Raw genomic sequence first — 18,391 nt, 5'->3', positions numbered from 1 at the left:
GGGCGGCATGAGCAAGACGACCGACAATCCGGCCGATCCGTTCAAGAAGGCGTTGGCCGAGGCCACCAGGGTCATGGCCGACGACCCCGATCTGGGGGTCAGCTACTCGGTCGATCCGCCGGGCCTGGCCGGAGACGCCATGCGGCTGCCGCAGGTCAGCCGCCGGATGAGCCGCGACGAGGTACTGCTGGCCCGCGGCACCGCGGATGCCTTTGCGTTGCGCCGCAAGTATCATGACGCGGAGACCCATGCGCGCTATCGCCCTTCGGGTCAGATGGCGCGCGATCTGTATGAGGCCATGGAAATGGCCCGCTGCGAGGCGGTGGGCGCGCGGGTCATGCCTGGCACAGCCACCAATATCGACGCGATGATCGCGGCGGAGGCCACGCGCAAGGGCTATGCCCAGGCCCGCGAGGCAAGCGAGGTGCCGCTGGCGGTGGCGGCGGGCTACATGGTGCGCCAGATGGCAACGGGACGCCCCCTGCCCGGTGGAGCGTCGAATGTTCTGGGGCTATGGCGCGCGTTCATCGAAACCCAAGCCGCGGGAACGCTGAGCGGTCTTGACGCGGCGCTAGAGGACCAGGCCGCCTTTGCCCGGCTTGCCCGGCGCGTAATTTCCGATCTTGGCTACGCCGATCAGCTGGGCGACGACCCCGATGGCGCAGATGACGACGCCCCGGAGGATAGCGCCGAAACCGATGGCGAACCGCCCGAAAGCCATGGCGAGCAGGAACAGCCCGATAGCGACGAGGCCGATGCCAGCCCCGAACAGTCCCAGCAGGACACCCAGGAGGCGGCCCAGGCCCATGTCAGCCCCGATGACATGGCAGAGAGCGAGATGGGCGAGGAGGCCGAACTGCCCGAGGGCGAAGCCCCGTCCGAGCCCCCGGCCCCGTCCTTTTCCGAGGCTGACCCCGATTACAAGGTGTTCACGCCTGCCTTTGACGAGGAAATTCACGCCGAGGACCTGGCCGAGCCGATCGAGCTGGAACGGTTGCGTGCCTACCTTGACCAGCAGCTTGAGCCGTTGAAGGGCGCCGTGGGACGGCTGGCCAACAAGTTGCAGCGCCGCTTACAGGCCCAGCAGAACCGCAGTTGGGAATTCGACCGCGAGGAGGGGATCCTGGATGCCGGGCGGCTGGCGCGCGTGGTAGCGAACCCCACAACGCCGCTGTCCTTCAAGGTCGAGAAGGATACCGAGTTCCGCGACACGGTGGTCACGCTGCTGCTGGACAATTCGGGGTCGATGCGGGGACGGCCGATCTCGATCGCGGCGATCTGTGCCGACGTTCTGGCCCGCACGCTGGAACGTTGCGACGTAAAGGTCGAGATCCTGGGCTTTACCACGCGGGCCTGGAAGGGGGGACAGAGCCGCGAGAAATGGCTGGCCGAGGGGCGGCCGCAGATGCCGGGACGGCTGAACGATCTGCGCCACATCATCTACAAGGCCGCCGATGCGCCTTGGCGGCGTGCGAGAGAAAATCTCGGGCTGATGATGAAAGAGGGCCTGCTGAAGGAGAATATCGACGGCGAGGCGCTGGAATGGGCGCATCGGCGGATGATGGTGCGCCCCGAGGCACGCAAGATCCTGATGGTGATCTCGGACGGGGCGCCTGTCGACGATTCCACCGTATCGGTGAACCCTGACAAGTTCCTGGAGCAGCATCTGCGCGACGTGATCGAGATGGTCGAGCGCCGCAAACAGGTCGAGTTGCTGGCCATCGGCATTGGCCATGACGTCACGCGCTATTACCAGCGCGCCGTCACGATCAGCGATGTCGAGCAACTGGCGGGTGCCATGACCGAGCAGTTGGCAGCGCTCTTTGACACCGACCCGCGGGCGCGCGCGCGGATGATCGGCATCCGAAAGGCGATCTAGATGTTCCAGGGATTCGACAGCCCCACCCGGCCCGAGGACGGCCAGCCCCGACTGGCCGCGCTGCGCGCGGTGATGGCCCGCGAGGGACTTGCCGGTTTTCTCGTGCCACGTGCCGACGCGCATCAAGGCGAATATGTCGCCCCGCGGGATGCAAGGCTGGCATGGCTGACCGGGTTTACCGGATCGGCCGGCTTTGCCTGCGTGCTGATGGACAAGGCAGGCGTTTTCGTTGACGGGCGTTACCGGGTGCAGGCCAGGGCCCAGATCGACGGCGCCGTCTTTGCCCCGGTCGACTGGCCAGAGGTCAGGCTGGCCGACTGGCTGCGTGAAAACCTGGGGAGTGGGACGGTAGGGCTTGATCCTTGGCTGCATACGCCGCGCGAAATCGAAACGCTGGAGGGCGCACTGGCGGACAGCGGGATTGTCCTGCGCGAGGTGGACAACCTGGTGGACCGCATCTGGTCGGACCAGCCGGCGCCCCCCTTGGGCGAAATCATCCCCTATCCCGAGACATTGGCGGGCGAGACCCACGGCGCCAAGCGCGCCCGGATTGCCAAGATCCTGTGCGCGGCGGGCCAGCAGGCGGCGGTGCTGACTTTACCCGATTCCATCGCGTGGCTGTTGAACATTCGCGGCAGCGACATCCCACGCAACCCGGTGCCGCATGGATTTGCGGTGCTGCACCGTGACGGGCGCGTGACCCTGTTCGTCGACCCCGCCAAGGTGACGGAAACGCTTCGTGCCCACCTGGGCGGCGAGGTCACGCTGCGCCCGGTCGAAGCGTTGGCGCCGGGGTTGAAAAGCCTTGTCGGGCCGGTGCGGGTCGATCCCGGCTCTGCCCCGCTGTGGATTTTGCGGCAATTGCAGGAAGGCGGAATCGAAATCGCGCAGGCAGAAGATCCCTGTATCCTGCCCAAGGCGCGCAAGTCGCAGGCCGAACTTGACGGAACCCGCGCGGCCCATCTGCGCGACGGGGCGGCGATGGTGGAATTCCTCGCCTGGCTGGACCGCGAGGCGCCATCAGGCAGGCTGAGCGAAATCGACGTGGTGCGCGCGCTCGAAGGCTTCCGCCACGCCACCGGCCATTTGCGCGATATTAGTTTCGACACGATCGCCGGGGCAGGCCCGAACGGGGCCATCGTGCATTACCGTGTGACCGAGGCCACGAACCGCCCGGTGCGTCCAGGAGAGCTGTTGCTGGTGGATTCCGGTGGGCAATACCTGGACGGCACCACCGACATCACCCGCACCATGGCCGTGGGCGAGCCCCCGCAAGAGGCGCGCGCGCCCTTTACCAGGGTACTGAAAGGGATGATCGCGATTTCGCGCGCGCGATTTCCCAAGGGGCTTTCCGGCCGCGATCTGGACGCGCTGGCGCGCTATCCGCTGTGGCTGGCAGGGCAGGATTACGACCATGGCACCGGTCATGGGGTCGGGGTTTATCTATGCGTCCACGAGGGGCCACAGCGGCTGTCGCGCCTGTCGGGCGTAGTGCTGGAACCGGGCATGATCGTGTCGAACGAGCCGGGCTATTACCGCGAAGGCGCCTTCGGCATCCGCATCGAGAACCTTGTCGTGGTTCGCGAGGCAGCGCCGCTGGAGGGAGCCGATGATCGCGCGATGCTGGATTTCGAAACGCTGAGCTGGGTGCCCATCGACCGCCGGCTGATCGCGCCTGCTCTATTGTCAAAGGATGAGCGGGACTGGCTGAACGCCTATCATGCCGAGGTCGCGCAACGGATCGGACCGCTGGTCAGCGACGCGGCACGCGACTGGCTGGTCGGAGCGACCGCGCCGATCTGACTGGACCGATCTGACCGCACCGATCTGGCTGGCCCGGCTGGACAATATTATTACGTTCATGTCACACAGCGGCGTCATTTCTGTCGCAAATATCCGTCGAGGGAGACGCCGATGACCGACACGCTCGTCATTAACAAGGCCGAAGGCGCCTGGGTTGTCCGTGCCGGCGGCGCGGTGATCGCCGAAAGCCGCAACGCCTTGGAACTCAGCGAACGGGGCGGGTCGCCCGTGGTCTATTTTCCGCGCGAAGACGTGGGGATGGCGTTCCTAGACCCCTCGGACAGCCGTACCACCTGTCCGTTGAAAGGCGAGGCGCATTATTTCACGCTGCACACCAAGAGTGGCGAAATTCCCGATGCGGCCTGGTCTTATGAACAGCCCCTGCCCGGTGTCGAACGGATCGCGGGGCATGTCGCCTTTCATGGCGACAAGGTGACGGTCGAACTTCTCTGACCGGCTGTCCCATCAGGTGCGACAGGGCGGCGACGGGGCGCTCTCAGGAATGTTCCTCGGCCGCGGTCATGGCCAGTGCGCGCGTATAGGCACGTAGTGCATCGACGTGGAATAGTGCCCCCAGAAGCTGCGGTTCGCCGCCCGGTCCGGCCACCGCGACGGGGATGAATCCATGTCCCCATCTGTCAAAGACCGGCAAAGCCTCTTCCAGCGTTGCCTCGGGGCTCAGCATCACGCCCTGGGCGATCAAGTCGTAACAGGCCTCGCGCGAGGCGGCATTTGGGCTGTCCTTGCCGCGCATCAGGACAGCCGCGGAATAGACCGATAACAGGTAGGCCTGCGGTCCGGCGGCCAGATGACGGCCGCGCCGTTCCAGTTGGGTCAGAAAAAAGGACCGGTCCACGAGCCGGCTGGCCAGGGCTGTCGACATCGACACGGCCACCATCACCGCCAATCCGGTCTGCCAGTCGCCGGTCAGTTCGAACACGATCAGGGTGGTCGAAATCGGCGCGCCCAGAACCGCGGCCGCCACCGCACCCATTCCGGCCAAGGCATAAAGCGTCTCTGCCCCCGAGGCATAAGGAAAAATCGCGGTTGCCACGATCCCGAAGGCCAACCCGGTCAGCGCGCCCACCATCAACGAGGGCGAGAACATGCCCCCCCCCATCCGCCCGGCCATGGTCAGTGCAAGCGCCACGCATTTCAGGACACAAAACACGATCGCCTCGTGCAACAAGAGGCTGCCCGTCAGCGCAGCCGAGGTCGTTTCATAACCGACGCCGATGATATGCGGGAAAAAGACCGCCATCGCCCCAAGCCCAAGACCCGCCACCGCCGGGCGCATCCAGCGCGGCATGGCCGTGCGCCTTTGCACCGCACCCGCCACATCCTCGGCCCAGAAGATGCCCCGCATCAAGATCACCGCGACGATCCCGCATACCAGCCCCAACAACAGGAAAGCGGGCAGTTCTGCGTAGAAATCGAGCCGTCCCTCGGGCAATGAGAATTCCGTCACACCCCCGAATTGCAAACGGTTGATAACCGTGCCCGACACCGCCGCGATGGTGATCGGCGCAAAGGCGTGCACGGCGAAATGGCGCAGCACTACCTCAAGCGCGAACAGCGCCCCGGCAATCGGCGCGTTGAACGAGGCCGCGACCGCGCCCGCAACCGCGCATCCCAAAAGATCGCGCCCGGTGATCCCGTCGGCCTTGATCCGGTCCGACACCCACGAGGACATCACGGCGGCCAAATGCACCACCGGCCCCTCGCGGCCCGACGACCCCCCCGATGACAAGGTGATCAACGAAGCCAGGGCCGAGGCAAGCCCGGCTTTCTGTTCCACCCGCCCCTCGGCCAGCGCCGCGCCCTCGATCACGTCGGCAACGGATCGCACACGCCCGTCATCGGTAAACTTGTGCAAGATCACCCCGACCGCCAGCCCTCCCAACACCGGAAGCAGCACGATCCAGTACCAGTCCAGCGTTTCGGCATAGGAATGCAGGCGATTGGGATCGTCCACACCGTAAAGCGCGCCTTGCAACGCGTCGATCCCCATACGGAATCCCAACGCTGCGAATCCTGCCGCGATCCCGATCGCCAACGCGATGAACCAGAACTGGACCTGGCTGGGCCCGCGCATCTTGAGGATGCCCCATGCCATGCGCAAACGGACATAGAGGCGGTCCATCGCCTCGATCAACTGGCGTTTCGTGCGGGAATTCACACCGGTCGCGCCTCTTTCGGGTGGGCGATGCGCAACGGGCTTTCCCCGGCCGCCCGTCTCGCCTAGGGTGCCCGGCGGTACAAGATATGCCAGGAGGTGCCGGATGTCCGTCCCCGAAGCCCTGACCGCGCTTGAAAAAATCTTAGGGGATCGTCTGAGCCGGTCCAAGTCCGATCTGGATCTGCATGGCCGGAACGAGACTTATTTTCCATACGCTCCCCCCGATGCGGTCGCCTATCCCCTCACCACCCGGGAAGTGGCACAGATGGCGCAGATCTGTTCTGCACATGGGTGCCCGCTGACGGGCTGGGGCGCGGGAACGTCGCTCGAGGGACATGCGCTGGCCATAAGGGGCGGGATCAGCGTGGATTTCAGCCGGATGAACCGGGTTCTTGAGGTCAATCCGCAAGACATGGACTGCGTGGTCCAGCCGGGACTGACCCGCGAGGAGCTGAACCGCGAATTGCGCGCCACGGGGCTGTTCTTTCCGGTTGATCCGGGGGCGAATGCCTCGCTGGGCGGGATGGCCTCGACACGGGCCTCGGGCACGACCGCGGTGCGTTATGGCACGATGCGCGACAACGTACTGGGCCTGGAGGTGGTTCTGGCCGACGGCCGCGTGATCCGCACCGGCACGCGGGCGCGCAAATCGGCCGCGGGCTATGACCTGACGGGGCTGTTCGTGGGCGCCGAAGGCACGCTTGGGCTGATCACGGAGTTGACGCTGAAATTGCGTGGCCAACCCGAGGCGGTCTCGGCTGCCGTCTGCGCCTTTGACGAGATCGGCCCGGCAGTGGAGACCGTGATCGAGACGATCCAGATGGGCATTCCCATGGCACGGATCGAATTCGTCGATGCGGCGACGGCGGCGGCGGTCAATGCCTATGCGGGCGCGTCCTTTCCCGAACTGCCGCACCTGATGGTGGAATTCCACGGTTCCGAGGCCGGCGTGGCCGAGCAAGCCGAAACCTTTGGTGCAATCGTGGCCGATCATGGCGGCAAGGGCTTTGACTGGTCCTCGCGGCCAGAGGAGCGAAGCGCGCTCTGGACCATCCGGCACAACGCCTATTATGCCTGCCTCGCCTCGCGCAAGGGCGCCACCGCCATGGTGACAGACCTGTGCGTGCCGATTTCCCGGCTCGCCGAGGCAGTGGAGGAAACCCGCGCCGATATCGCCGCGGCCACCATTCCGGGCCCGATCCTGGGGCATGTAGGCGATGGCAATTTCCACGCGATCCTACTGGTCGAGCCGGACAATGCCGCCGAGTTGGAAGAAGCCAAGCGGCTGTCGCACCGGATGGTGGAGCGTGCATTGAGGATGGGCGGCACCGCGACCGGCGAGCACGGCATCGGCATGGGCAAGCTGGACTATATGCAAGACGAGCATGGCGACGCCTGGGACGTGATGGGGCAGATCAAGCGGGCGCTGGACCCCGGGGGTGTGATGAATCCGGGCAAGATGGTACGCGGGGCCTGAGAATCGCGCACAAGGATTTCGCGAAATCCTTGTCCGTCGCGTGCCGCGCCGGGTTTGGGTATTTGGACCAAGAAGAAGAGATCAGCCAGCAAGCAGGGTTCGGGCGGCGGCGCGGGCCTCGTCGGTGATGGTGTCGCCAGAGAGCATTCGGGCGATCTCGTCCACCCGCGCGGCCAAGTCCAGGGGGATTACGGTTGACAGCGTGACACCGTCGCTGACCTGTTTTTCCACCCGCCAGTGATGCGCCCCGCGCGCGGCAACCTGCGGGGAATGGGTGACGACCAGGACCTGTGCGCTCGTTGCAAGCTGCGCCAGCCTGCGGCCAACCGCATCCGCCGTGGCCCCGCCCACGCCACGGTCGATTTCATCGAAGATCAGTGTCAGCGGGCTTGCACCCCGCGCGAGGCAGACCTTGAGCGCCAGCAGGAAGCGCGACAATTCGCCCCCCGACGCGATCTTGTCGAGCGGTCCGGCAGGTGCGCCGGGGTTGGTAGCGACCGTGAAGGCGACGGCATCCATTCCATCGGGGCCCGGTTCGGCCGGCAGGATCCGCGTGGCGAAGCTGGCCCTTTCCATCTTGAGGGGGGCGAGTTCCCCGGCCATGGCGGCATCCAGACGCAAAGCGGCATCGCGGCGGGCCGCCGACAGGGCCTGGGCGGCATCAAGATAGGCGGCATCGGCGTCTGCGCGGGCCTTTTGCAAATCGGCCAGGTCATGGGCACCCGCATCCAGCGCATCGAGCCGCGCATGCAGGTCATCTGCCAGCGCGGACAGGTCGTCGGACAGCACCCCGTGCTTGCGCGCCATGGCGCGGATCGCGAACAGGCGTTCTTCGGTCGCCTCCAGCGCGCCGGGATCGACCTCGATCGCCTCAAGGCAAGTCTCTATCGCATCGGTTGCCTCGCCCAGTTCCGCCAGCGCACGTCCCAGTGCGGCAACCGCCTCGTCCAGCCGCCCGGCTGTACCATCCGCCGCGCCTTCAAGCCAGCACAGCGCATCCCCCATTCGTCCCTCGGCCCCTTCGCCATGACCCAGCGCGGCATGGGCGCGCGCGATATCCTCGCGCACCCTGTCGGCGGCCTGCATCTCGCGCCGCCTTGCGTCGAGCACGGCCTCTTCGCCGGCTTCGGGGGCGAGCCGGTCCAGTTCGCCAACCGCGTGGCGCAGGAAATCCTCTTCGGCGCGCAACGCGGCCAGCCGTGTTTCGGCCTCGGCAAGGGCCTTGTCAGCGGCGGCGCGGGCGCGCCAGGCGATGCGCGTGGCCGCCAGCGCGGCATCATGATCCCCGAAGGCATCCAGCAGAGCCCGGTGGGCGCGCGGGTTCAACAGACCGCGGTCATCCTGTTGACCATGCAGCTCGACAAGGCAATCTGACAGCGCACGCAACACCTCGCCCCCGGCGCGGCGGTCATTGACCCAGGCCGTCTTGCGCCCCTCTCGGGTATTGACCCGCCGCAGGATCAATTCGTCGCCCGCCGGCAGGCCTGCCTCTTGCAGCACGGCATGGGCGGGGTGGTGCGGCGGCAGTTCGAACACCGCCACCACCTCGCCTTGGGCGGCACCGACGCGAACCAGTTCGGCCCGGCCTCGCCAGCCCAGCACGAAGCCCAGGGCATCAAGCAGGATCGATTTGCCGGCACCCGTTTCGCCGGTCAGCACGTTCAGTCCCGGTTGGAAGGATAGCTCCAGCCGGTCGATGATCAGCATGTCCCGGATATCGAGACTGCGCAGCATCCGCGTTCGCCCCCCGGTTCAGATCAAAGCCACTCGCCCTTGATCATCTGGCGATACACCGTACTGAGCCAGCCCGTGCCCCCGGCCTCGGGCGCAAGCCCCTGCCCCTTGAGCAGGTTGAACCCATCCTCGTACCATTCGGAGCCTTGGAAATTGTGTCCCAGAATGGCCGCCGCGGTCTGCGCCTCTTGCTCCAGGCCGAGCGACAGGTAGGATTCGATCAGCCGGAACAGCGCCTCGGCGGTATGGGTGGTGGTCTGGAAATCCTCGACAACGACGCGGAAACGGTTGACCGCGGCGGTGTAATGACCGCGCTTGAGATAATAGCGCCCGACCTCCATTTCCTTGGCGGCAAGATGATCGAAGGCGAGATCGAATTTGAGTATCCCCGAGCGGGCATATTCGCTGTCGGGATAGCGCTCGATCAGGGTGCGCAACGCCTGCAATGCCTGGAAGGTCAGGCCCTGGTCGCGCCCCACCAGGTCGATCTGGTCGTAATAACTGAGGGCCAGCAGGTATTGCGCGTAGGCCGCATCCTCGTCGGCGGGGTAGAAATCGATATAGCGCTGCGCGGCGGCGCGCGCGTTCTCATAGTCGCGCGCGGCATGATAGGAATAGGCCTGCATGATCAAGGCACGCTTGGCCCAATCGGAATAGGGATAAAGCCGCTCGACCTCGCCGAAAGTCAGCGCCGCATCGCCGGGTTTTCGTTTGGTTTCAAGCTCGTACTCGGCCTTGTTGTAGATCTGGGCGGCGGTCAGGGATTCCAGCGGCGGCGGACGGCTGGACCCGATCGAGCCGCAGCTCGCGACAAGCACCAGCGCCGAAACCGCCCCGATCAGTCGAATCCGCGTGCTGCCTGTTGCCATATGCCCCAACCCCGTCTTCGCACCGGCCCGCGTGCGGCGAACCTTGCGGTGTCCTAGCACAGAAATTTCGGGTGCAAAACGCCTTAACGCCCGGCCCGGTCAGGCCACGGCACGCAGATCGGCAGGGCTGAGGCCGGTGCCGGGCAGATGCCGGGCCTGCGCAGGGCTGCATGTTTCCATACGGAACGCCCCGGGCGTTGCAAAGAGTGTGCGCAAAAGCCGGTTGGTCAGCGCATGACCCGCGCGGTGGCCCTCGTACCGACCAAGGATCGGGGCGCCGGCCAGCGCCAGGTCGCCCAGCGCATCCAGCATCTTGTGGCGGACGGGTTCATCGTCATGGCGCAGCCCCCCCGGGCTGAGCACCTGCGCGCCCTCCACGACCACGGCATTCTCAAGCGTGCCACCCAGCGCAAGGCCCTTGGCGCGCATTGCCTCGACATCGGCACTGCGGCAGAAGGTGCGGCTGTCGCTGAGTTCACGCACGAAGGCCCCGTTGGCCATGTTCATCCGCTTGTGCTGGCGGCCGATGGCCGCATCGGGAAAGTCGATATGAAAGTCGATCTCGAAAGCGTCAGAGGGACTGAGACGGGCGCGGGCCGCGCCTTGGGACACCTCGACAGGCTTGAGGATACGCAAGGCGCGCAAGGGCGCGTTCTGGGGGCGCAGGCCACGAGACAGGAACGCCTTGACAAAGGGCGCGGCGCTGCCGTCGAGGATCGGGACCTCGGGGCCGTCGATCTCGATCAGGGCGTTGTGAATACCGCAACCGGCCAGCGCGGCCATCACGTGTTCGACCGTCGCCACGCTTGCAGGGCCGTTTTCAAGAAGGGTGCAGAGCGGGGTTTGAACGACGACATCCCAGCGCGCCGGGATCAGGGCCTGGACACCATCAAGATCGGTTCGACGAAACCAGATACCGTATTCGGCCGCGGCGGGATGAACCGACATGCGCACCGGCCGGCCCGAATGAAGGCCCTGACCGGTGAAACGCGCCGTGGATTTCAGCGTGGTCTGCAAAAAGCACCTGCTCGTTTTCTCCGGATGTTCTGCGATCCGGCGCTTTTGATCTAAATGTCGCAGACCCTTTGAACAACTCAAAGATTGCAACGGCCTGAAACATGGGGCCGGATCGCGTCGGCGACAATCCGCCCACGGCACAACTCCCCGTTTCAGAATGAATATTTTTCCTGCCTGGAAATGAAAAGGGGGCGCGCACGCCCCCCCGATCACGTCCTGGAGTTTCACGACGATTCAGTTCGCCTGACGCCGCAGGAAAGCAGGGATCTCGATACGTTCCTGATCGGGATCGAGATCGTCCTCGTGATGCTGCACAACCGGCCCGCGACCAGAAAGCGGTGGTTGCTGACGCAAGGGTTGCGCACCACGATCAGGCGCCTCGGCATGACCCGACATCCGGTTGATGAGCGAGCCGATGCCGAAACGGGCCTTGTCGGCCGACCTGTCATCGGCCATCGCCGCGGGCCGGGCGGCCGTCTTGGGCGATTTCTGAACCGCTGCACGCAGACGTTCAAGCGCCTCGGGCGACGGCGTCCCAGGCGCGCGCGGACGCGGGGCGACAAAGGTATCGGGCTCCGGCATCGGCTCGACTGCCTCGACCGGCTGATAGGCGGGCGGCGGCAGATCGTCGACGGCATCCACATCATCGGCGTCTGGCGCGCCGGCTGCGGCAGGGTCGAAACCTGAAAACAGAGAGGGCTCTTCGACGGTGGGTTCGGCCGCTACGGGCTGGGTTTCGACCGCGGGCTCATCGTACTCTTCGACGGCGGTCGAATGGCGTGTGAGCGGCTCGCGCATCGGACGACGGGCAATCGGCGCCTCTTGCGTGGAAACGCAGGCGTCGATGCCGGTCGCGACGACAGAGACGCGCATCGCGCCCTCCATCTCGGGATCAAGCGTCGAGCCGACGATGATGTTGGCATCGGGATCGACCACGTCGCGGATGCGGTTCGCGGCCTCGTCCAGTTCGAACAGCGTCAGGTCATAGCCACCCGTTACGTTGATCAGAACACCGCGCGCACCGTGCAGGCTGATCTCGTCCAGCAGCGGGTTGGCAATCGCCTTTTCGGCGGCCTGGATCGCACGGTCTTCGCCGCTGGCCTCGCCGGTGCCCATCATCGCCTTGCCCATCTCGTCCATCACCGCGCGGACATCGGCAAAGTCCAGGTTTATCAGACCCGGATGCACCATCAGGTCGGTCACGCCCTTGACGCCCTGATACAACACGTCGTCGGCCATCGCGAAGGCGTCGGTAAAGGTCGTCTTTTCATTGGCGATGCGAAACAGGTTCTGGTTCGGAATGATGATGAGGGTATCGACCACCTTTTGCAGGGCCTCGACGCCCGCCTCGGCCTGGCGCATGCGCTTTGCCCCCTCGAACTGGAAGGGCTTGGTCACCACGCCCACGGTCAGAACCCCCAACTCGCGCGCGGCCTGCGCGATGATCGGCGCGGCGCCCGTGCCAGTGCCCCCGCCCATACCCGCGGTGATGAAACACATGTGAGAGCCGGCCAGGTGATCAACGATTTCCTCGATCGTTTCCTCGGCGGCGGCGGCGCCGACCTGCGGACGGGCGCCCGCGCCCAACCCCTCGGTCACCTTCACGCCGATCTGGATGCGGGCCTGCGCGTTGGATTGCTGCAACGCCTGTGCATCGGTGTTGGCTACGACGAACTCGACGCCCTCAAGCCGCTTGTCGATCATGTTGTTGACGGCATTCCCACCAGCGCCGCCCACGCCGAATACCGTGATCCGGGGCTTGAGTTCGTCATGCTCTGGCATCGTGAGGTTCAATGTCATTGATCTGTCCGCCTGCTGTCCGGTTGAGGCCCGTCGGCCGTTATTCCCCAAATTTTCGGCCATTCTACGCAACGGCCCGGGGATCGTCACGAAAAAAACGTCGTATTACCACATAATATGCCACTCTGGGGCAGCCCGTTCGCGGGATTTTGCCGATGACGCGACATATTGGGGTTACCAGTTCTCCTTGAACCAGCGCACCGCCCTTTTGAGCGACCGCGCCGGATAGCGTTCCGTGGCGATATCGAAGTCCCACCACTCGTCCTGCGGATGCGCCGCAAACAGGCACAGCCCAACCGCCGCGGCAAATCCCGGCCCCGTGGCCGATTGCGGCAACCCTTGGACACGCAGCGGACGGCCGAGCCGCACCTGCTGGCCCAGAATGCGCGCTGCCAGCCCGTCAAGGCCGGGGATCTGGCTGCCCGCCCCGGTCAGCACGATCTGGCGCGAGGGCAGATGCTCGAACCCCGCCGCGTCCAGGCGGGCGCGCACGTCTTCGAAGATCTCCTCCACCCGCGGCCGCATGATGCCGATCAGTTCGGCGCGGCTGACGGTGCGGCTATCACGTTCGAAATCGCCGCTATCACCCCCCAGGCCGATCATCTCGCGATCATCCATGCCGGTGGCGACGACCCCGCCATAAAGCGCCTTGATCCGCTCGGCCGTGGCCAGCGGAACCTGAAGCCCCTTGGAAATGTCCAGGCTGACATGGTCGCCGCCAAGTCGCACGCTATCGGCATAGATCATGTGCTTCTTGATGAAGATCGACAGGCCTGTTGCCCCGCCTCCCATGTCGATGCAGGCCGCGCCCAGTTCCTGCTCGTCCTCCACGAGACTGGAAATGCCCGCGACATAGGCCGAAGAGGCAAGCCCCGCCAGTTCGAGATCGCAGCGCTTGATGCAATGCACCAGGTTCTGAACGGCGCTTTCATCGACTGTCAGCAGATGCATGTCACAGGCCAGCCGGTTGCCGATCTGTCCGCGCGGATCGCTGAGGCCAGAGCGATGATCGAGGGCGAAGTTCACCGGCTGTGCGTGCAAAACCTCGCGCCCCGCCCCAATCGGCGGCATTTCGCACGCGGCCAGCACGCGCGCGACATCGGTCTCGCCGACCTGGCCCTCATCCAGATCGATGGCCCCGTCCAACCCGTAAGAGCGCGGATTGGCCCCCGAGAAACAGGCGATGACGTGATCGACCCGGACCCGCGCCATTTTCTGCGCGGCCTGAACGGCGGTGCGGATCGCCCGCTCGGCCTCGTTCATGGCATGGATGTCACCGAACCTGATCCCGCGCGAGCGCGTGGTCGCCGCCCCGATCACGCGAAAGCGAGACTGGCCGGCCAGCGCCGCCACACCCTCGCCACCGGCGGGTGCCGCACCATCAAAGCGCAGGACAAGACAGGCGATCTTGGAACTGCCCACGTCCAGAATGGCGATCACGCCACGCTCCATCGCCTGCTGCCGCATGCGCCGCATCGCCCGCTGCGATTGGTAGAGATCGGTCATCCCTCGTTTGCTCCTGCCTGAAGTCTTCTTATGCGTTGCAATTCATCCACCGCGCCGGGGGCCAGCCGCAGCGTCGGCCGCGCCGGGTTGCGCATGTCCACCGCCCGCACATCGCGCGCCAGCATGTCGGAAACCTGGTCCAGCGCAATCACCCGTTCCAGTGTTTCCAGCGCGCCCCGTTCAGGCAGAAGGATACGCTGGTCACGGTCCAACACCACGTCCCAGCGCCGCTCGCCCATCCGCACCAGTCCGCGCAGCCGGTCGCGCACAGGCCCGGCCACCGCGATCAGCGCCATCGCCTCGGGCACGGCGCGATCGGCCCCCGCGCCAGCGATCAGCGGCAGGTCAGGGCGCGCAATCCGTCGCGCCAGCGGCGCCACCCGGTTGCCCGACCGATCCAGCAGTTCCAATCCGTTGTCGCTGCGCCAGATCACGGCGGGCACACGCTGAACAACCGTCAATTCGAGGATACCGCCCGGGCGAACATGCAGATCGGCCGAGCGCACAGCATCCAGCCCGATCACTGTCTCGCGCATCGCCTCAAGGTCCAGATCGAACGAGGATACCGGGAAATCAAGCGGCAGAACCTCGCGGATGTCCTCGTCCAATTCGGGCGAGGCGCCGTCGATCGCCATCAGCTTGACCATGAATTCCGGCCGCGTGGCGATCTCGTGGCGCAGTGTGGCAAGCTGTCCGGCAAAGGCCTCGCGACGATCGGCATCTGTCAACCACAAGCCGGGCAAGGCGGCGATCAGCAAAACCGGCCCGCCCCGCAACAACGCCTTGCGGAACAACGGCGTCAACCAAAGCCGCTCGAACCGGTAGGCCAGACGCGAGGGCGCGGGATCACGGGCGGGCGGCGTCAGCGCGCGCATGAGGCATCCTCCACGATCCAGCGACAAAGCGCGCCGAAAGAGATCCCGCAACTTGCCGCTTGCTCGGGCGATAGAGAGGTCGGGGTCATTCCCGGCTGGGTATTGGTTTCCAACAGGATCAGCCCGTCCAGCCCCCGCGCTTCATCCCAACGAAAATCGGTGCGGCTCAGCCCCCGGCAGCCAAGCGCCCGGTGCGCGCGCAGCGCATACGCGAGGCAGGCCTCGAATATCTCGGACGGGATATCGGCGGGCACCACGTGACGCGAACCACCCTCGGCGTATTTTGCGTGATAATCATACCAGCCATCGGTCAGGATATCGGTCACCGTAAGCGCCCGGTCTCCCATCACCGTTGCAGTCAGCTCACGCCCGGGCGCATAGGCCTCGACCATTACTATGTCCGGCATCTGCCCGCCCAGTCGCGGCGGGGTGTCGACCTCGGACCGGACAATATGGATACCCACCGACGAGCCCTCGTTGTTGGGCTTGACCACGTAGGGCGGCGCCATCACATGTGCGGCCTCGACCTCGGTCCTGCGGGCGATGACACTCTCGACCACGGGCAGGCCCGCGGCGCGAAAGGCCTGTTTCGATCGCTGTTTGTCCATCGCCAGCGCCGAGGCCAGAACGCCCGAATGGGTATAGGGCAGGCGCAGCCATTCCAGCATCCCCTGCACACACCCATCTTCGCCCCACCGCCCATGCAGCGCATTGAACACCACGTCGGGCGCACAGGCAGACAGACGCTCGGAAAGATCGCGCCCGGCGTCGATTTCCACGACCTCATAGCCTTCGCCCCTGAGTGCGGCCGCGCAAGCACGCCCCGACACGAGCGAAACTTCGCGCTCTGCCGAAGGACCGCCCATCAGTACCGCAATTCTAGGGGCTGTCCTGCTCGACTCGCCCGCCACTATCTAGCCTCTTGTCGGGGCGTCTCGTGGCCCCTTTTACAAACCGCCTTGCGGGGCCGGTTTACCGACCCTCATGATTTCCCAGTCTAGCCGTATTCCGGTCTCTTGAAAAACTTTTTTTCGGACCTCATCGCCGAGGCCCTCAAGATCGGCGGCGGTGGCCCCCCCGGTATTGATAAGAAAATTCGAGTGCTTCTCCGAAATCTGCGCCCCGCCGCGGCGCGCCCCGCGCATCCCCGCCCGGTCGATCAGGGTCCAGGCTTTCAGATCCTGCGTATCGTCCGCATGGCCGGTCGAACTAACACCTGCCGGGTTGCGAAAGGTCGAGCCGGCCGAGCGTGCGCGCGTGGGCTGTGTCGCGTCACGCCGTTCAATCTGGTCGGCCATTGCAGCCTCAAGCATCTCCGGATCACCCAAACTGCCCTGAAAGCTTGCCTCGACGATCACGGTATCAGGGGCGAGCATGGTCTCGCGATAACCAAAGCCCAGGTCATCGGCGCCCAGCCGCACCACCCGGCCCTCTCGCGTTACAGCGCGCGCCTCTACGAAGACATCCGCGACATAGCGCCCGTAACACCCCGCATTCATGCGCACCGCGCCACCAATCATGCCCGGTATGGTACGCAGAAAGGTCAGGTCCACCCCGGCCGCCGCGGCGCGCCGGGCGACATGGGCATCAAGCGCCGCCGCCCCAGCCGTAACGCGATCGCCGGCGACCACGATCCCGTTGAACCCACGTCCCAACCGGATCACCACGCCGCCCATTCCTCCATCGCGCACGATCAGGTTAGAGCCCGCGCCGATGGGAAAGACCGGCACATCGGGCGACAGTGCCTTTAGGAACGCGGCCAGGTCGTCGAGATCGGCGGGCTGAAAAAGCCACTCCGCCGGCCCGCCGACGCGTAGCCAGGTCAGGTCGCTCAGCGGCTTGTTCCGTGTCAGACTGCCGCGAACTGCAGGCATTTGGGCCATTTCTGGTATCCGTTCCATGCCCCAGCGCATAGAGCAGGATCGGCAGGACCGCAACGCCACTCCTGAAACGGGCCGGACCGACACAAGGGATCAGCGCGACGCATTCTTGGCTGGATACCCGCCCACCTATCCGCGCCTGGCCGGCGGCTACCGACAAGCCGAGGGCGATGGCCCGTTCACACCAGCCCCGCCAAGGACAGCGCCAGCGCCCCGAGCGCGGTCAGTAGACCGAGCCACGGCACCCAGGGACCAACGCGAAAAGCGGCCTCTGGCGCGCGCTGCTTTAGCCGGATCAACGAGAGATTGACCAGCGCGAACACCACCAACAACACCCCCGATGTCATCCCAGCCAGCACCGCCACCGGCAGCGCCAGCGCCGCCGCCAGGACCCCCGCACCGACAAGCACCGTCGCCTTGAACGGGGTGCCGAACCGTGGATGGGCGTGGTGGAAAATCGCCAGCCATCCTGTATGCCGACCAAGGCCGAACAGCACGCGGGCAGCCATCACTATCTGCGCCAGAACACCGTTCAGCGCCGCGAATACCGCGATCATCGACAGAAAGGCCGGGTCGCCCCCCGTTCCGCGTGCCCATACCAGGGCCAGCGGCCGTTCGGTCGAGGCCAGTTCGGCGGCGGGAACCGCGCGCACCGCCGCGACGGCCACACCCACGTAAACCAGCGAAGTAATCACGAGCGACAACAGGATCGCGCGCGGCAGGGTGCGGACGGGATTATCGACCTCTTCGGCCATGTTGACGATGTCCTCGAACCCGATGAAGGCAAAAAACGCCAGCAGCGCAGCCAGCGCGAGGCCCGTAAAGGGCATATCGGGTGGCGCGGACCAGTCCGCCACCGGCACGGCCTGCATTCCCGCGTAGATCACCAGGACAAGCCCCGCCAGTTCGACCACGGTAAAGACGGCAGCAAGCAAGAGACTTTCCAGAACGCCAAGCACTGCAACCAGCACGAGCCCAGCCCCCAACATCAAGAGCGCAGGTGTGAACGGAACCGGCAGCACCGAAACCAGATATCCGGTCCCGCCCCGCAGAACGGCCGCCGCCGATACCAGCCCAGCCAGCACGATGGCCAACCCCACCGCGACCGAAAGCCAGCGCAGTCCGAGCCCCTGTTGAACAAAGGCGGCCTCGCCCGCGGCCTCGGGGATGCGGGTGGACAGTTCGGCATAAGACAATGCCGAGGGCACGGCGATCAGCCCGGCCACAAGGAAACCCAAGGGTGCCCAGACCCCGGCGGCACCGGCCACGGCGCCAACCATCACGTAGATGCCGGCGCCGACCATCACCCCCACGCCATAGGCGGTGAGCAATCCAAGGCCGATCCGCCGCTTCAGCGCCTCGGCCATGACCA

At 65.6% G+C, this 18,391-nt stretch carries 14 protein-coding genes; 4 read left to right on the top strand and 10 right to left on the bottom strand.

What is annotated here, in order from left to right; all coding sequences use genetic code 11:
* Positions 1 to 7: 7 nt before the first annotated feature.
* The 3 genes from cobT to EV663_RS04875 all read left to right on the top strand — a co-directional run bounded on the left by cobT (position 8) and on the right by EV663_RS04875 (position 4,135).
* A complete protein-coding gene (gene cobT / locus EV663_RS04885; protein WP_132950662.1) occupies positions 8 to 1,879 on the top strand; it encodes a cobaltochelatase subunit CobT in 1,872 nt (623 codons plus the stop codon).
* The gene (locus EV663_RS04880; protein WP_132950661.1) at positions 1,880 to 3,682 is read left to right on the top strand and encodes an aminopeptidase P family protein; all 1,803 of its coding nucleotides are present in this window, start codon (positions 1,880 to 1,882) and stop codon (positions 3,680 to 3,682) included.
* A gap of 111 nt (positions 3,683 to 3,793) precedes the next feature.
* On the top strand, positions 3,794 to 4,135 hold the full coding sequence (locus EV663_RS04875) for a DUF427 domain-containing protein (RefSeq protein WP_132950660.1): 342 nt from the start codon (positions 3,794 to 3,796) through the stop codon (positions 4,133 to 4,135).
* A gap of 43 nt (positions 4,136 to 4,178) precedes the next feature.
* Here EV663_RS04875 and EV663_RS04870 read toward each other — a convergent pair whose 3' ends face one another.
* On the bottom strand, positions 4,179 to 5,825 hold the full coding sequence (locus EV663_RS04870) for a chloride channel protein (RefSeq protein WP_132950697.1): 1,647 nt from the start codon (positions 5,823 to 5,825) through the stop codon (positions 4,179 to 4,181).
* Between the two features lie 139 nt (positions 5,826 to 5,964).
* Here EV663_RS04870 and EV663_RS04865 point away from each other — a divergent pair, with 139 nt between their 5' ends.
* A complete protein-coding gene (locus tag EV663_RS04865) occupies positions 5,965 to 7,338 on the top strand; it encodes an FAD-binding oxidoreductase (protein ID WP_132950659.1) in 1,374 nt (457 codons plus the stop codon).
* 81 nt (positions 7,339 to 7,419) lie between these two features.
* Here EV663_RS04865 and recN read toward each other — a convergent pair whose 3' ends face one another.
* The 9 genes from recN to EV663_RS04820 form a co-directional block, all read right to left on the bottom strand.
* Positions 7,420 to 9,072 (bottom strand): DNA repair protein RecN, encoded by a 1,653-nt coding sequence (gene recN / locus EV663_RS04860; protein ID WP_132950658.1) that lies wholly within the window; start codon positions 9,070 to 9,072, stop codon positions 7,420 to 7,422.
* Positions 9,073 to 9,095: 23 nt separating this feature from the next.
* Positions 9,096 to 9,941 carry an outer membrane protein assembly factor BamD gene (locus EV663_RS04855; RefSeq protein ID WP_132950657.1) on the bottom strand — a complete coding sequence of 282 codons (846 nt, stop codon included), beginning with the start codon at positions 9,939 to 9,941 and terminating at the stop codon, positions 9,096 to 9,098.
* Between the two features lie 99 nt (positions 9,942 to 10,040).
* Positions 10,041 to 10,958 carry a UDP-3-O-acyl-N-acetylglucosamine deacetylase gene (gene lpxC, locus EV663_RS04850; RefSeq protein WP_132950656.1) on the bottom strand — a complete coding sequence of 306 codons (918 nt, stop codon included), beginning with the start codon at positions 10,956 to 10,958 and terminating at the stop codon, positions 10,041 to 10,043.
* A 234-nt stretch (positions 10,959 to 11,192) separates the two neighbouring features.
* Positions 11,193 to 12,758 carry a cell division protein FtsZ gene (gene ftsZ / locus EV663_RS04845; protein ID WP_132950655.1) on the bottom strand — a complete coding sequence of 522 codons (1,566 nt, stop codon included), beginning with the start codon at positions 12,756 to 12,758 and terminating at the stop codon, positions 11,193 to 11,195.
* A 174-nt stretch (positions 12,759 to 12,932) separates the two neighbouring features.
* The gene (gene ftsA, locus EV663_RS04840; RefSeq protein ID WP_132950654.1) at positions 12,933 to 14,264 is read right to left on the bottom strand and encodes a cell division protein FtsA; all 1,332 of its coding nucleotides are present in this window, start codon (positions 14,262 to 14,264) and stop codon (positions 12,933 to 12,935) included.
* Positions 14,261 to 15,139, bottom strand: a complete 879-nt coding sequence (locus EV663_RS04835; protein ID WP_132950653.1) for a cell division protein FtsQ/DivIB — start codon at positions 15,137 to 15,139, stop codon at positions 14,261 to 14,263. The genes ftsA and EV663_RS04835 overlap by 4 nt, the downstream gene beginning before the upstream one ends.
* Positions 15,127 to 16,005: a D-alanine--D-alanine ligase gene (locus EV663_RS04830; RefSeq protein WP_243697868.1), complete on the bottom strand. Its 879-nt coding sequence runs from the start codon at positions 16,003 to 16,005 to the stop codon at positions 15,127 to 15,129. The genes EV663_RS04835 and EV663_RS04830 overlap by 13 nt, the downstream gene beginning before the upstream one ends.
* 81 nt (positions 16,006 to 16,086) lie before the next feature.
* Positions 16,087 to 17,022, bottom strand: a complete 936-nt coding sequence (murB, locus tag EV663_RS04825) for a UDP-N-acetylmuramate dehydrogenase (RefSeq protein WP_132950652.1) — start codon at positions 17,020 to 17,022, stop codon at positions 16,087 to 16,089.
* A 176-nt stretch (positions 17,023 to 17,198) separates the two neighbouring features.
* A complete protein-coding gene (locus EV663_RS04820) occupies positions 17,199 to 18,386 on the bottom strand; it encodes an APC family permease (RefSeq protein WP_132950651.1) in 1,188 nt (395 codons plus the stop codon).
* Positions 18,387 to 18,391: the final 5 nt, after the last annotated feature.

The sequence above is a fragment of the Rhodovulum bhavnagarense genome (assembly GCF_004343505.1).
Classification (GTDB): domain Bacteria; phylum Pseudomonadota; class Alphaproteobacteria; order Rhodobacterales; family Rhodobacteraceae; genus Rhodovulum; species Rhodovulum bhavnagarense.
Note: the sequence above shows the minus strand (reverse complement) of the source record. Positions and strands in the feature narration are given on the sequence as shown.

What these genes read in the sequence shown, in the direction of transcription:
- murB (WP_132950652.1), bottom strand. Translation starts at nt 17,022, where the DNA reads ATGGCCCAAATGCCTGCAGTTCGCGGCAGTCTGACACGGAACAAGCCG.
- EV663_RS04880 (WP_132950661.1), top strand. Translation starts at nt 1,880, where the DNA reads ATGTTCCAGGGATTCGACAGCCCCACCCGGCCCGAGGACGGCCAGCCC.
- ftsZ (WP_132950655.1), bottom strand. Translation starts at nt 12,758, where the DNA reads ATGACATTGAACCTCACGATGCCAGAGCATGACGAACTCAAGCCCCGG.
- recN (WP_132950658.1), bottom strand. Translation starts at nt 9,072, where the DNA reads ATGCTGCGCAGTCTCGATATCCGGGACATGCTGATCATCGACCGGCTG.
- EV663_RS04865 (WP_132950659.1), top strand. Translation starts at nt 5,965, where the DNA reads ATGTCCGTCCCCGAAGCCCTGACCGCGCTTGAAAAAATCTTAGGGGAT.
- EV663_RS04875 (WP_132950660.1), top strand. Translation starts at nt 3,794, where the DNA reads ATGACCGACACGCTCGTCATTAACAAGGCCGAAGGCGCCTGGGTTGTC.
- EV663_RS04820 (WP_132950651.1), bottom strand. Translation starts at nt 18,386, where the DNA reads ATGGCCGAGGCGCTGAAGCGGCGGATCGGCCTTGGATTGCTCACCGCC.
- EV663_RS04830 (WP_243697868.1), bottom strand. Translation starts at nt 16,005, where the DNA reads ATGGGCGGTCCTTCGGCAGAGCGCGAAGTTTCGCTCGTGTCGGGGCGT.
- cobT (WP_132950662.1), top strand. Translation starts at nt 8, where the DNA reads ATGAGCAAGACGACCGACAATCCGGCCGATCCGTTCAAGAAGGCGTTG.
- EV663_RS04835 (WP_132950653.1), bottom strand. Translation starts at nt 15,139, where the DNA reads ATGCGCGCGCTGACGCCGCCCGCCCGTGATCCCGCGCCCTCGCGTCTG.
- EV663_RS04855 (WP_132950657.1), bottom strand. Translation starts at nt 9,941, where the DNA reads ATGGCAACAGGCAGCACGCGGATTCGACTGATCGGGGCGGTTTCGGCG.
- ftsA (WP_132950654.1), bottom strand. Translation starts at nt 14,264, where the DNA reads ATGACCGATCTCTACCAATCGCAGCGGGCGATGCGGCGCATGCGGCAG.
- EV663_RS04870 (WP_132950697.1), bottom strand. Translation starts at nt 5,825, where the DNA reads ATGGACCGCCTCTATGTCCGTTTGCGCATGGCATGGGGCATCCTCAAG.